12 protein-coding genes, 3 tRNA genes and 1 riboswitch are annotated in these 14591 nt (G+C 48.6%); of the genes, 12 read left to right on the top strand and 3 right to left on the bottom strand.

Annotation, left to right across the window (positions count from 1 at the left end):
• Positions 1-85 precede the first annotated feature (85 nt).
• From U0008_RS03100 to U0008_RS03090, 3 genes are all read left to right on the top strand, one after another.
• Positions 86-172, top strand: a tRNA-Leu gene (locus tag U0008_RS03100).
• A 34-nt stretch (positions 173-206) separates the two neighbouring features.
• Positions 207-293, top strand: a tRNA-Leu gene (locus U0008_RS03095).
• Between the two features lie 47 nt (positions 294-340).
• Positions 341-427: transfer RNA gene (locus U0008_RS03090), tRNA-Leu, on the top strand.
• Between the two features lie 110 nt (positions 428-537).
• On the opposite strand, the gene U0008_RS03085 is transcribed toward U0008_RS03090, so the two are convergent.
• The gene (locus tag U0008_RS03085; RefSeq protein WP_080723900.1) at positions 538-840 is read right to left on the bottom strand and encodes a DUF1435 family protein; all 303 of its coding nucleotides are present in this window, start codon (positions 838-840) and stop codon (positions 538-540) included.
• A 292-nt stretch (positions 841-1132) separates the two neighbouring features.
• Between U0008_RS03085 and U0008_RS03080 the strand changes: the two genes are divergently transcribed.
• From U0008_RS03080 to U0008_RS03045, 8 genes are all read left to right on the top strand, one after another.
• Positions 1133-2197 (top strand): GGDEF domain-containing protein, encoded by a 1065-nt coding sequence (locus U0008_RS03080; RefSeq protein WP_043490852.1) that lies wholly within the window; start codon positions 1133-1135, stop codon positions 2195-2197.
• A 309-nt stretch (positions 2198-2506) separates the two neighbouring features.
• Positions 2507-3298: a siderophore-iron reductase FhuF gene (gene fhuF, locus U0008_RS03075; RefSeq protein WP_043490848.1), complete on the top strand. Its 792-nt coding sequence runs from the start codon at positions 2507-2509 to the stop codon at positions 3296-3298.
• A gap of 133 nt (positions 3299-3431) precedes the next feature.
• Positions 3432-3806 carry a DUF805 domain-containing protein gene (locus U0008_RS03070; protein WP_043490846.1) on the top strand — a complete coding sequence of 125 codons (375 nt, stop codon included), beginning with the start codon at positions 3432-3434 and terminating at the stop codon, positions 3804-3806.
• A 336-nt stretch (positions 3807-4142) separates the two neighbouring features.
• A complete protein-coding gene (locus U0008_RS03065) occupies positions 4143-6317 on the top strand; it encodes a TonB-dependent siderophore receptor (RefSeq protein ID WP_025799055.1) in 2175 nt (724 codons plus the stop codon).
• Between the two features lie 175 nt (positions 6318-6492).
• Positions 6493-7833, top strand: coding sequence for a lysine N(6)-hydroxylase/L-ornithine N(5)-oxygenase family protein (locus tag U0008_RS03060; RefSeq protein ID WP_043490843.1), 1341 nt, complete (start codon positions 6493-6495; stop codon positions 7831-7833).
• Positions 7830-8432 carry a GNAT family N-acetyltransferase gene (locus U0008_RS03055; RefSeq protein WP_025799052.1) on the top strand — a complete coding sequence of 201 codons (603 nt, stop codon included), beginning with the start codon at positions 7830-7832 and terminating at the stop codon, positions 8430-8432. The genes U0008_RS03060 and U0008_RS03055 overlap by 4 nt, the downstream gene beginning before the upstream one ends.
• Entirely contained in the window at positions 8429-10264 is a 1836-nt protein-coding gene (locus U0008_RS03050; RefSeq protein ID WP_043490840.1) for an IucA/IucC family protein, read from the top strand. Before U0008_RS03055 ends, U0008_RS03050 begins: the two co-directional genes overlap by 4 nt.
• A 177-nt stretch (positions 10265-10441) precedes the next feature.
• A complete protein-coding gene (locus U0008_RS03045) occupies positions 10442-11656 on the top strand; it encodes an MFS transporter (protein WP_043490837.1) in 1215 nt (404 codons plus the stop codon).
• 63 nt (positions 11657-11719) lie between these two features.
• On the opposite strand, the gene ygiD is transcribed toward U0008_RS03045, so the two are convergent.
• Positions 11720-12502, bottom strand: a complete 783-nt coding sequence (ygiD, locus tag U0008_RS03040; RefSeq protein ID WP_043490834.1) for a 4,5-DOPA-extradiol-dioxygenase — start codon at positions 12500-12502, stop codon at positions 11720-11722.
• Positions 12503-12733: 231 nt separating this feature from the next.
• Here ygiD and zupT point away from each other — a divergent pair, with 231 nt between their 5' ends.
• Positions 12734-13507 carry a zinc transporter ZupT gene (gene zupT / locus U0008_RS03035; protein ID WP_025799045.1) on the top strand — a complete coding sequence of 258 codons (774 nt, stop codon included), beginning with the start codon at positions 12734-12736 and terminating at the stop codon, positions 13505-13507.
• Between the two features lie 66 nt (positions 13508-13573).
• Here the strand turns inward: zupT and ribB are convergent, their stop codons facing one another.
• Positions 13574-14227 (bottom strand): 3,4-dihydroxy-2-butanone-4-phosphate synthase, encoded by a 654-nt coding sequence (ribB, locus tag U0008_RS03030; protein ID WP_025799042.1) that lies wholly within the window; start codon positions 14225-14227, stop codon positions 13574-13576.
• 119 nt (positions 14228-14346) lie between these two features.
• Positions 14347-14524, bottom strand: a riboswitch (FMN riboswitch).
• Positions 14525-14591 lie beyond the last annotated feature (67 nt).

The following is a 14591-nucleotide window of genomic DNA, read 5'->3' as shown; positions in this document are numbered from 1 at the left end:
TGGGGAAATAAGTGTTGACGTAACCGCGAAAATCTCTAGAATTCGCCTCCGTGGTTATGTTGCTGCAAGGCGACGTAAACGGTATGCGAAGGTGGCGGAATTGGTAGACGCGCTAGCTTCAGGTGTTAGTGTCCTTACGGACGTGAGGGTTCAAGTCCCTCTCTTCGCACCAAATAACCACGATGATTTATGCTTCACAGCATCTTGCGAAGGTGGCGGAATTGGTAGACGCGCTAGCTTCAGGTGTTAGTGTTCTTACGGACGTGAGGGTTCAAGTCCCTCTCTTCGCACCAAGCTGGTGAGCATAGTCAAACTGCAGTACAGAAAAGTAATCTGATGTGCGAAGGTGGCGGAATTGGTAGACGCGCTAGCTTCAGGTGTTAGTGTTCTTACGGACGTGAGGGTTCAAGTCCCTCTCTTCGCACCAACAGATTGTTTCTTCTTCCTCAGCGAGTCTTCTTAAAATCCCTCTATTTTACTATTCGCTTTTACTATTCGCTTTCAATTCAAATAATTTCTCGCTCGTATACCCGCATATTAAATCCCAAAGTAATTGTAATTTAATGAAATTGTCGCTAACCCTCCCGCCAGAGCCAGCCCTGATGGAAGCAGCACATAGTTGCGCAGACGTGGATTAAACAGCATCGCCAACGTGACCAACATGGCCAGCACCATCATGCCTTTTAAAAAAGATAGATTCAGATTGGAAACAATCAGCATGGGTAGCACTAACGTCGGCAAGCTTATCCCCCAAATCCCGCTAAGAGATTTGCAGACCCATAAACTTATCCCCCACACCACCAGAAACGCCATCGCAGCAATCAGCATAATCCGCACCATAAATGATAATAATTCCCAATATCATATACTGAGTCATGGACCGTTTCACCCATGAATTATGTATGTGTAAAGGCATTAAATCGGCCGGACATGCAAAGGCACTGTACGATATTCACTCAAAAAAAGGCGATATAACCCACATTGATTACAAGCGCATGACATCTTAGATCAAAGCTGTTAGTTTTATCGCCACATCAGACATCCCTAAGAAAATTCTTGTCTAACAGCTAACATATTACTGCCATTTTCTATTTTTATTTTGAGCGATATTGACAGTCACGAGCCTTATTTAATGAACGCAAAAAACTACGACGACCTATTAAATAGCAAAAGCCATATGACATTCTTGCTATTTATCCTGTTAAATGGTGCTACATCGTTTTATGCGCTGCTCAATCCATTACAGACAGATCCGCCGTATACGTTTGCAGGCATTGGCGTTTTTGTCTTTTGCCTATTCTCGTCCATATCATTGATATGGCATCGCGACAAATATCTGCTGAAGCTCAACGTTGCTTCTCTATTGCTAGGATTGCTATGGTCGTTTCATATAGCAGCTAAATATCAGCATGTTGACGCCAACAGCCATGAGTTTTTATTGATCAATCTGTTCAGCATATTTTTTATTGCAGCCGTCGCGCTTTCTGACAACTTATTAGCGTTTTGCCTTAATGCCGTTCCCGTCGCAATAACCGTTATTGTGTTGGAAGATTTCCACAATATGACGCGTATTTTATTCGTTCTCACATTACCGATCATTGCGTTGTCATTGCATCACGCAATGACGCGGCGGCGTGAGGCATTTACACGCAGACTAGTCACTCAGTTGGAGCAAGACAGAGCGCGATTCAGCGATCTTAGCATGATTGATCCCCTTACCACGCTACTTAACCGCCGTGGCCTCGAGTTCCAGTTCCATCATATGGGCAGCGATTGTGACACTGAGCATAAACACTTTGTTGTCATGTTAGATATTGATTTCTTTAAACTCTATAACGATCACTACGGACATCAATACGGTGATATAGCATTAAAAAGTATTGCTCAAATTATCAAAGAAGCCGTTCGTACTAGAGATTTAGCCATTCGTTATGGCGGTGAAGAGTTTTTACTTATTTTACGCGATGCGTCTGAAAGTCTCGCGATACAAATATGTGAGCATATTCGTTTGCATGTAGAACAGTTGGCGTTAATCAATGAATACCAGCCAAATGGAAGCAACGTGGTAACAATTTCAGCGGGGCTTTCAGAGATGCATGGCAATAATTTAGAAAATGCCATAACGCGTGCCGATCAAGCGCTGTACATATCAAAACAGAAAGGTCGTAATAGAGTTTTATTGCAAAAAGAAACCTAATTTCTTTTTATAATCTGCTAGATAGGAAAATAATTTCTATCTAGCTAAGCACAACCTATTCGTAGATATGTTGATTAAAAGATAAATTATTAAAAAAAATATAGTCCCGTAACGTAACTCACCGTCCTTTACTTGCCGACATTGTGGCGTCAACGATGTTTATGCTGGTCATTTAGCTTAGCCATCACCACCAGTTTTCAATTTTCACCTAAATGAGCGCTATGACACATTTCGTTCAACCACCATCTTGCGATTGATAATAGTTATCAGTACTATTGCGTTTTGATACTTAATCTCTAGGGTGTTGTGGTGAAGATAACTGCGCTGACTGAATTTGATGCCTACTTTCCAGCCGTCTTTCCTGCTTTTCCGCCAGAAGCGGAAGAGCTCACTGCGCTTTTTAGCCAGCACTACCCTCATTTTCTCACCACGTTCTTGATCGATGAATCAGCAGCTAGCCACGATTTATCTGCTATGCAATGGTCAACGGCAGAAACCTACGCCAAGCTCATGGCAAACTATCAGCAAGAACACTACGCTGAATACCCTGATAAAACGCCGGAAGCCAAACCGTTAGAATCCCTGTGGGCGCAGTGGTATTTTGGGTTATTGGTGCCGCCAATGATGCTGTTGTTACTTCAGCAATCAGCCCCTCTCGATCCACATATTCGGCAGTTCAAAGTTCGTTTCCATGAAAGTGGACGCCCTGAGGCATTTATCTATTATCCGCAGTTAATAGCCGGTGACGCCCGTAACAGCACTCCTCTACAACGTATGGTGTCCTTAGTTGAGCGTCATCTGATTCCAGCAGTAAACGCCATTGCGCGCCAAGGCGTTTTAAACGCTAAGCTGATGTGGAGCAATATTGGCTATGTGATGCATTGGTATTTAGGAGAATTACGTCCCCTGATTGGTGATGTGCTTTTCTCGCAGCTCGAACAGGCTCTCTTTTTCTCCGCCTCTTTCCCCGACGGCCAAGACAACCCACTCTATCGCACCGTACTGATGCGTAACGGTACTATTCAGCGCCGTACCTGCTGCCAACGCTATAAGCTGCCTAAGATGAAAGAGTGTGGTGATTGCCCGCTCACGCTGGGTTAGAAAGACGGAGTCAACTTAAAACATTCTTATCTATTACTACTAAATCAAGTAATAGCTTTCTTGATCGGCGTCAGAAGAATTCCCCCTTCATTACGTATCCTTATGCGACTTAAAAACAAAGGATATGTTTTCAATGAATTGGTATATCAAGGCATTAAAAAATTACGCCACCTTCAGTGGCCGGGCTCGCCGTAAAGAGTATTGGATGTTTAGCCTTTTTAACTGCATCGTTTGGTTAATACTGTATGGACTGATGCTCGCATCTGAAAGCTCGCTTATCACGGGTATCTCCGTTTTATATATATTTGCTACTTTCATTCCAAGCTTGTCGGTCATAGTCAGAAGATTGCATGATATTGAGCGCTCAGGATGGTTTTATTTCATTAGTTTTATTCCCGTTGTCGGCCCAATCATTGTACTCGTCTGGCTTTGCAAAGAAGGAACTACAGGCGCCAATCGTTATGGTGCAGACCCAAAAGCTGAGCAACCTGCTGGCATCACTCAATAAGATCTCCTCGCCACTAACCCACCCATCGGTGGGTTAGACTGCCTTATATATAAATAGAATTAATACCTTACCTGTTAATAACCATTACTCGATTAATTTCATTGAGTTATTTATGGTTATTCTTAAATTACTCTCATGAATTCGTGACGTAGATCACAAAGAAAAATAGTTTCCCCTCCTCTGCTTGAATAAAAGCTACCAAAGCTAACGAGAATAATTATCATTCTGTATCGCATTTGATATAGCGATGTCATTGACTGGTTAACATCCGGCGATGGCCAGATTGCTCACAATTAATTATTAGATCTTCGTGCTTTTTCAAGCAGGGATAATTAGATGAAATACAAAGCGTTTATTAACTCTTCGTTGAAAGCGGCGTTGCCAATCGGTTGTTTGGTATTCCCTTTGAGCGTCTTCGCAGATACAGCAACAAATACCGCAGCAGCAGACGATGCAGACAAAATCGTTGTCAGCGCCAAATCCAGCCTCCCACCGCTGGGAAGCTACGAAAATACCGGCACAAAATCCGATCTGACCGCGCAAGATACTCCGCAAACTATCAACACCGTTGAAGGCCAAGAACTCGACGAGCGCGGCATCAGCTCACTAAACGAAGCGCTGCGCTACGTATCGGGCGTAACCACTGAAAACCGTGGTGGCGCCATCACACGTTTTGATGAATTCACCATTCGTGGATTCAAAAACAGCGAAAACTATCTCGACGGCCTACAACTGCCTTACAACGAATGGAACATTCAAGGCCAAGTTGATACCTACATGCTCGATCGTATCGAAGTCATGAAAGGCCCCGCATCAGTTTTATACGGTAACGCCTCACCAGGCGGTATCGTCAACATGATCAGTAAAAAACCACAGAAAAACCAAAATACCGACGTAGAATTTGATACCGGCAGCGATAATCGTCGCGAAGGGAAAATCGATTCAACCGGACAAATTGGCGATAGCGACGTCAGCTACCGCTTTGTGGGCTTAGCCGGTGCCGTTGATGGGCAGGCCGAAGGCTCCAAAGATGAGCGCTATCTGTTAGCGCCTTCTCTGCGTTGGGATATCGACGATAACAATAGCCTGTTGCTACAAGCCTTCTTCCAGAACGATCCTAATGCCGGCGTTTATACCTCTCTGCCAGGCGAAGGCACCTTCAAGTATTCTCCTTATGGCAAACTGCCGACTGACGTTTATCTGGGCGATCACAATTGGGAAGCCTATAAGCGTAAACAAGAATCTGTCGGCTACCAGTTCGATCACCGCTTCAGCGATGAGTGGTCTTTCACGCAGAAAGCCCGCTTTATGCATATCACGGCCTATCAGGAAAACACCTACAGCACCGGTCTTGCTGATGATGGCCGCACTCTCGGTCGTCGTATGTACATGACCGATGAGAGCATGGATTCCTTCAACATTGATAACCAGATTGCCGGTAAATTTGATACCGCGTTCCTACGCCACAATGTTTTGCTGGGCTTCGATTACCAGTGGCAGAACAACAAAACCGAGTATCAGGATGCCGCTGCGCCAAGCATCGATATCTTCGATCGCAATAACCACGAAATTAACCGCGGCAATATTGCCTGGGATCCGTCACTGGCCACCAACGTGCGCTATTCAATGCACCAGAACGGCTACTACTGGCAGGACTCTATCGATCTCGACAAGCTGACCATCTTGGCCGGTGGTCGTTATGACCAATACGAGAAGCGCACCTACGGCCTGCAATACGGTGCCAATACAGATGAAACTTTCTCTCAAAGCAAATACACCCAGCGCTATGGCGCGATGTACCACTTTGAAAACGGCATCTCCCCGTACGTTGCTTACTCTGAAGGCTTTGAGCCTTTAGCTGGGCGTAACAAAAGCGGTGGCTCTTACAAACCAGAAACCAGCAAGATGTGGGAAGGTGGGGTGAAATTTGCCACACCAAGCCAGAACACCATCTTCACGGCCGCTGTGTTTGATATCAAAAAAGAGAATGCGCTGACCTCTAATCCGAACGGCGTTGATCCCTACGAGAAGTATCAAAGTGGCGAAATCGAGTCGAAAGGCTACGAGTTTGAACTGCGCACTTCCCCGCTGGAAAACCTGCTGTTGACGGCGAACTACGCTTATACCGACGTGAAGATTACCGAAGATGCTAACAAAGCGTTGATCGGCAACCGTCCGGTACAAACGGCTAAAGACAACGCTAGCGCATGGGCTAACTACACCATTGACGATACCTTCCTGCGCGGGCTCACCGTCGGTGCCGGTATCCGTTACATCGGTCGTATGGAAGCTAACCAGAGTAATACTGAGCAGTTGCCAGCCGTTACGCTGTATGACATGGCTGCGTCATATGAGTTAGGTAACCTAACGCCTGCGCTGGATAACGCCACGCTGAAAATGGCGGTGAATAACATCACTGACAAGCGCTACGTCGCAAGCTGCTACGACAGCAATAACTGCTGGTTCGGTGCAGAGCGCTCCGTGGTGGTTGGCGTGAAATATTCCTTCTAAGTACCTCTAAAAAATAGGGATGCCGGGCATTTCGGCATCCCTGAATAAAAACACCTTTTAAATTAATTTATTGGCGATTTAGCGCCAGATTCACAACCCGTATCCGCCATCTAGAAATCTGGATAAATGCTGAGCATCGAATTTGTACTCCTCGTAATAATCTAAGGTAAGATCTATGACCCAGTTCTCCTTATCCTCTCAGCAGCAGGCTGCGACACAACCTTATGATTTTATCGCCATTGGTATTGGGCCATTTAATCTTGGGTTAGCATGCCTCACGCAGCCGCTGTCGCAGGTAAACGCGCTGTTTCTTGACCAAAATTCAGGCTTTGACTGGCACCCTGGCATGATGCTGGAAAGCGCTCATCTGCAAACGCCGTTTATGGCCGATCTGGTGACGCTGGCAGATCCAACGCACCCACTGAGTTTCCTGAACTACATAAAACAACAGGGACGTCTGTACTCGTTTTATATTCGCGAAAGCTTCTTTTTGATGCGCAAAGAGTACAACCAGTATTGCCGTTGGGCGACAGAGCGCCTGAGCAACCTGCGATTCAATACCAAAGTTGAGCGCGTGGAGTTCGATCAGGATAGCCGCTGTTATCAGGTGCATTGCAGCGATACCCGCAACGGTAAGAAGTTAAAGTTTGAAACGCGCCATCTGGTGCTTGGCACCGGCCCTTCGCCGGTTATCCCTGAGTGCTGCCAGCCATTTGCCGAACGAATGGTGCATTCCGGCCAGTATTTGCATCACAAGGAAGAGCTTCAAACCCGCCGTTCTATAACGGTGGTAGGCAGCGGGCAAAGCGCGGCAGAAATTTACTACGACCTCCTCTCTGAGATTGATAAGTATGGCTATCAGCTAAACTGGGTCACTCGCGCGCCGCGCTTCTTCCCGCTGGAGTACACCAAGCTAACGCTGGAAATGACATCGCCGGAGTATGTGGACTACTTCCACCAGTTGCCCGCAGAAAAGCGTGACCAGCTTAATATGCAAAGCCAGCAGCTTTACAAGGGCATCAACAGCAGCCTAATTAACGACATTTTTGATCTGCTATACATCAAACGCTTGGACGGTCATGTGAATACCCGCTTATTCACCAATACCGCCCTGACCGGCGTACAAAATACCGCTAACCATAAAACCTTGAATCTGGCGCTGCATCAGCATGAACAGGATCAACACTTCGCCATCGACAGCGAGGCAGTGATCCTGTGCACCGGATATCGCCACCAGCCGCCTGCATTTTTACAACCGATCCATGATCGGATCGCGTGGGATGAAAAAGGCCGTTACGACGTTGCCCGCAACTACTCAATCGATACACAGCACCAAGAGATCTTCGTGCAAAACGCCGAGCTGCATACTCACGGTTTCGTCACTCCCGATCTTGGTATGGCCTGCTACCGCAACTCATGGATCCTGCGTGAGATCACCGGAACCGAACACTACCCGATTGAAGAACAAATTGCGTTCCAACAGTTTGCCGCCCCGCAAACCGGAGATTTGCTATGAGTTATATATTTAAGCATCAGGTGGAAAACGTGGGCGATTTTGCCCTACGTCCGCTGGATGCGGTTCAAGATGCCGAGCTGCTGCATAGCTGGGTTAGCCAACCTTACGCACGCTATTGGGGAATGATGGAGCAAAGCGTTGAACAGGTACGGGATTTCTATCTCGATCTGCTTAAGCATCATCCCGATGGTGCATTCATCGGTGTGTATCAAGGCAAACCGACGTTTCTATTGGAACGCTATCAGGCGATTCACGATCCGGTTGGCCAATGCTATCCGGCACAAAACAGTGACTATGGTATGCACATTTTGGTCGCGCCAGCAGACAAACCGGTCAGCGGTTTTACCTGGGCCGTATTCCAAACCATTGTGGCATTCATGTTTAGCGATGAGCGCGTTGCTCGCATTGTGGTCGAACCCGATGTGCGTAATGAGAAAATCCATCGTCTGAACAAACGCGCTGGCTTCGTCTATCAACATCAAATCGAACTCGCGAACAAAACCGCATGGCTAGCGTTCTGCGATCGCGAGCAGCACGCTGCTGCACTGCGCCATGATGCACAATTCCATTCTGTTTCCCGTCAGGAGACCCACGCATGACCGCTCATACTCAGTTTTCTCATTTGCCTGTGGCAGAACAAAACCGTCACGTTATCGCTCACCTGACCCCCGAACTGTGGAGTAAAGCCAACCGTCTACACGTGCGCAAGGCGATTGCCGAATTTGCACATGAGCGTCTATTTACGCCTGAATGCGTTAGCCAGCCAACGTCAGCCGATGAAATGGCCGATTACCAACTGGCTGCGCCACAAGACGAAGTGATCTATCACTTTCGCGCACGTCGCCTAGCCTTGGAACACTGGGCCATTGATGCTGACTCTATTCAAAAAACACAAAATGGCGTTGAGCAAGAGCTGGACTCGCTTCGCTTTATCATTGAATTCAAAGACGTGCTGGGCATTCCACAGGAAATGCTGCCCACCTATATGGAAGAAATCACCAGCACCTTATACAGCAGCGCCTTTAAACATCTGCGCGAAGGAGTTTTGATTGAGCATCTGCTCGAGGCTGATTTCCAAACGCTAGAAGGCGCCATGATGGAAGGCCACCCTGCGTTTGTGGCAAACAATGGTCGTATTGGTTTTGATGCGTTTGATTATCAGGCCTATGCGCCAGAAGCCGCAGCGCCAATCAACTTTGTTTGGCTTGCTGCTCACAAAAGCAAAGCGCATTTCGCCAGCATCGATGAACTCAGTTACCAACAGCTACTGGAAGAAGAGCTCACGCCAAGCATCGTTGACGGTTTCACTCAGCAATTGATCGCTCAGGATCTTGATCCGAATAACTATATCTTTATGCCCGTGCATCCATGGCAATGGCAAAATAAGCTGACGGGGATCTTCGCCCCCGACATTGCCAAGCGTGAACTGGTTTATCTGGGTATTGGCGATGATAACTATCAGGCTCAACAGTCCATCCGCACCTTCTTCAATACCAGTCATCCGCGCAAACGCTATGTAAAAACTGCGCTTTCGATCCTCAATATGGGCTTTATGCGCGGCCTGTCTCCGTACTATATGGCGACAACGCCGGGCATCAACGAATGGCTGGCCGAGCTTATCGAAAACGACAGTTGCCTGCGTGATTATGGTTTCCGTATGCTGCGCGAAGTGGCGACCATCGGCTATCGTAATCACTATTACGAAAGCGCGGTGAGCGGCGATACGCCATACAAAAAAATGATGGCTGCGCTGTGGCGCGAAAGCCCGCTGGCGTTGATTCAGTCAAACCAGCGTGTTATGACAATGGCGGCCCTATTGCATCAGGATCGCGATGGCAATGCGTTACTACCAGCCATGATTCAGGCTTCTGGCTTAGAGACCGGCGAATGGTTGAAACGCTATCTGCAAAGCTATCTCAGCCCGCTGCTGCACTGCTTATACACCTACGATCTGGCCTTCATGCCACACGGTGAAAACCTGATCCTCGTGCTGGAAAACCATACCCCGGTGCATGTCTTTATGAAAGATATCGCCGAAGAGATCGTGGTGATGGATCCCGATGCCGATTTGCCAGAAAAAGCCAAACGCGTTGCGGTATTCGTACCCGACGAGCTTAAAATCCTATCGATCTTTACCGATGTGTTCGACGGCTTCTTCCGCTTTATGGCTGCGATTCTGCATGAGCAGGGAAATTACCCACAGGAGAAATTCTGGCAGCGCGTGACCGAATGCGTGACGGATTATCAGCGAGCGCATCCTGAGCTGGCCGAACGTTTCGAGCGCTACGATATGTTCAGCCCTGCCTTCACGCACTCTTGTTTGAATCGCCTCCAATTGGCTAACAATCGCCAGATGATCAACCTCAGCGATCCATCACAAAATCTGAAATTTGCGGGCCAGTTGGATAACCCATTGGTGACTTTTAAATAGCGCTCGACGTGACTGGCGCTGACACAAAAAGATAGACGGGTTTATCGCAGGGTGCGGTTATATAACGCATCCTACGCTCCCCCGAAAATCAGAATTGAACGACTATAGCCCCTGCCGTTTCTTTTTCACTGGGAACGCAGGGGCAAACTCTTTACATAAACCGAGTAATCACCCGACATGTCATCCTATATTGCTGCTTCTAAGCTAACTCGCCGTGCCGTGCTGTTTCCGCTCGCACTGGTGTTGTTCGAGTTCGCAACCTACATCGCCCACGACATGATCCAACCGGGCATGATTCATGTGGTGCGTGATTTCAATGCCGATGTGAGCTGGGTTCCAACCTCATTAACCGCGTATTTATTCGGTGGCATGATGCTGCAATGGCTGCTTGGGCCACTCTCTGACCGCGTTGGCCGCCGCCCGGTGATGCTGACCGGCGTGATGCTGTTTGTTGCCGCCTGTATCGCTACGCTATTCACCAACAGCATTGAACAATTTATTCTGATGCGCTTTATCCAAGGTATCAGCCTCTGTTTTATCGGCGCCGTGGGATATGCCGCCGTGCAAGAAGCCTTCGATCAAACGCTCAGTATCAAGCTGATGGCATTAATGGCCAACGTGGCCTTGATAGCGCCATTGATTGGCCCGCTGGCCGGTGCGGCATTTATTCAATTCGCACCGTGGAAAAGCATGTTTGCCGTATTTGCCTTAGTGGCATTTATTGCATGGCTCGGTCTATGGAAAGCGATGCCGGAAACCGCGCAGTCGCAGGGCGAAAAATTACGCTTAACCTCCCTGCTGGCAGATTATCGACAGGTATTTGGCAATCTGCGTTTTGTCTGTGGTGCGGCATCAATCGGTTTTTCGGCCCTGCCGCTGTTGGCGTGGGTCGCGATTTCTCCGGTGATACTGATCGATGGTGAAGGGCTGACGCCAGTGGCATATGGCTGGTTGCAGGTGCCTATTTTTGTTGCCCTTATCATGGGCAATTTAGTGCTGGCACGCATCGCAGGAAAGATGTCGATTGAAAAACCGCTGTGGCTCGGCGCAGCGCCGATCATTGCCGGTCTGGCACTGGCCACTTTCGGCACGCTGTTTACCCCGCATGCTTACCTTTGGACCATTGCCGGTTTAAGCCTTTACGCCTTCGGCACAGGATTGATTAACGCAGGATTATATCGCCTCACGCTGTTTGCCAGCGATATGCGCAAAGGCACCGTTGCCGCCGCGCTCGGTATGACCACCATTGGCATTTATGCCTTGGGCATCGAAATCGCAAAACGTATTTATCTCTGGCAGGGAAGTGGGATCTTTAATTTGTATGGATTAATCAGCGGGCTGCTTTGGTTGGCTCTGATGTGGGTGTTTTTGAAGAAGAAGGCCAGTCGCTAACTTCCGCATACTGACCCTATCGTAATCCTCCCCTTTGCAGGGGAGGAATTTCGTTTGCGGGTACTATCCCACGACGACCGATAACATACTCAGCGACGCCATCACAATGCCGTCCACCGGCACAGAAATCGGCTCTTCACCGTTCCATGCGCCAAGCACATATAACAGCGGCAGGAAGTGCTCCGGCGATGGGTTAGATAATTCAGCGCCTTCATGCTGCATAAAGTTAACCAGTGGATGGTTTTCGCCTTTATGTGCCAGATTCTCACGCACAAAATTATCAAAACTGAATGCCCACGGATAAGGTTCCGCTTCGCCCTGCCACTTAACCATTCGCAGGTTATGTACCACGTTTCCGCTCGCGACAATCATCACGCCTTCATCGCGCAAGGCGGCGAGTTTCTTGCCTAGTTCATAGTGATAAGCCGCGGGTTGAGTACCATCAATACTCAGTTGGATCACCGGAATATCGGCATCTGGATACATTTTGATCAAAACGCCCCAAGTACCGTGATCCAAACCCCATTCGCTGGTATCCAAATGCACCATTTCTGGCGCCAGTAATTCCTGTACTCGACGAGCGAGTTCAGGCGAACCCGGCGCTGGATATTGCGTATCGAACAGGGCCTGTGGGAATCCACCAAAATCATGGATCGTCCGCGGCTGTTCCATCGCCGTGACAAACGTACCACGGGTGTACCAATGCGCAGAAACAGCAACAATCGCTTTCGGACGCGGCAACGTTTTACCTAACTCGCGCCAAGCCGTGGTGTAGTCATTTTCTTCCAGCACGTTCATCGGGCTACCGTGACCGAGAAATAGCGCAGGCATACGAGAGGTAGTCATAACATTATCCTTTTCTTAGTCTGGCGGAGAGCATCGCCTCCGAATGGTTATACATTACTCAGATTTATCTCGATCGTCTGCCGGATAACCATGATGATGATTGTCAGTAAATTTGAATATCAGACCCAGAGGGGTTGAGTTATTAGAGTCATTGGTAATAACTTTGTATTCGCTATTTACTTAAAGATAGGTTAAAACAATAATAGGAATCATTATCAACAAGGAGGCGCTATGTCAGTTCCACTTATTCTGACTTTGCTAGCTGGCGGTGCCACATTTGTCGGCGCGTTATTAGCCATTATCGGACAGAAACCCTCCAACCGGGTTTTAGCGTTTGCGCTTGGCTTTGCCGCAGGGATTATGCTGCTGATTTCTTTGATGGAAATGTTACCCGCCGCGCTGGATACCCAAGGCATGTCACCGATGCTTGGCTATGGCATGTTTATCATTGGTCTGGTGGGCTATTTCATGTTGGACAGAATGTTGCCGCACCAGCATGCACATGACCTGATGGATGCGCCTAAGGCAGGGAAAACACGCAACCTGCGCCGTACAGCCATGCTGCTAACGCTCGGCATTAGCCTGCATAACTTTCCAGAAGGCATTGCCACCTTTGTCACCGCCAGCTCCGACCTTGAATTAGGCATGGGTATTGCGCTCGCGGTTGCCATTCACAATATTCCTGAAGGCTTAGCGGTTGCTGGGCCGGTCTATGCCGCCACGGGCTCAAAAACTAAGGCGCTATGGTGGGCCAGCGTTTCGGGCTTCGCCGAAATTTTAGGTGGGTTACTGGCATTCTTCTTGCTGGGGCCGGCCATATCTCCGGTGTTAATGGCCTCAATCATGGCAATGGTAGCGGGTATCATGGTGGCGCTATCGGTAGACGAACTGATGCCGCTAGCCAAAGAGATTGATCCGCAGAATAACCCAAGCTATGGCGTGCTGTGCGGTATGACGGTGATGGGATTTAGCCTGACGCTGTTACAAAGCAGCCCGCTCGGTTAAGACTCTCCCATCTCCAAATAGCAAAAAGGACAGCCTAGGCTGTCCTTTTTCGTGCAGAGCTAAAAATCAGCTCGCGATTTTTTCTTGAGACTGGCGGTAAGCCACCAAATCATCGATGGTCACGACTGGCATGTTATGTTTGTTAGCAAACACAATCACTTCTGGCGCACGTGCCATAGTACCGTCGTCATTGGTCAGTTCACACAGTACGCCCGCAGAACGGAATCCCGCTAAAGTCACCAGATCGATAGTTGCTTCAGTATGACCACGACGAGTCAGAACGCCGCCGTTTTGAGCGCGCAGCGGGAACACGTGACCAGGGCGATGCAGGTCAGAAGGCTTAGCGCCTTCAGCGCTTGCGGCACGCACGGTAGTCAAACGGTCTTTGGCAGAAACGCCGGTCGTCACGCCTTCAGCGGCTTCGATAGTCACGGTGAATGCGGTGCCGTAATGGCTGGTGTTGTTGCTGACCATCATCGGCAGATCTAACTGCAAACGACGCTCTTCGGTGATGCACAGGCAAACAATGCCGCTACCGTGACGGATGGTCAGCGCCATCTGTTCTTCAGTCATGGTTTCAGCAGGGAAAATCATGTCGCCTTCGTTTTCACGATTTTCATCGTCAAGCACCATAACGCCGCGGCCTTCACGCAATGCAGCCAGCGCACGTTCAACACGTTCCATCGGAGTACCGAAATCGGAAAGTAAAGTCTGATTCATGGTAAAAAAACCTCATTAATTATATGGATTACCAGAATCAGGGCAGCTTTGAGGAGTGGCAAACGTAAGCCTACGGCTAACGCGCCTAATAACGCGAGTGGGACAAACCCAACAGGTATCGTTACTCTCTCCCATCCGGACTCTAACCGTCGGCTCCGGAATTACACCGGATCTGCTGTCCTTACACCTTGCGGCATAAGCGCTCGCGGGCTTTTTATGCTGCGCTTGCCGTGAAAGGCATGCGTTATGCATAAATTTACCGCCGGTGGGGACTTCCACCCCGCCCTGAGAATAAGCAGGTCAACTATAACGCTAATGATTAGTTTGGGCAATCGTCATTCCAGATTATCCAAGAGCGATCACA

Source organism: Hafnia alvei (genome assembly GCF_034424155.1).
Classification (GTDB): domain Bacteria; phylum Pseudomonadota; class Gammaproteobacteria; order Enterobacterales; family Enterobacteriaceae; genus Hafnia; species Hafnia alvei.
The sequence above is the reverse complement of the archived record's forward strand: the minus strand, read 5'-3'. Positions and strand labels throughout refer to the sequence as shown.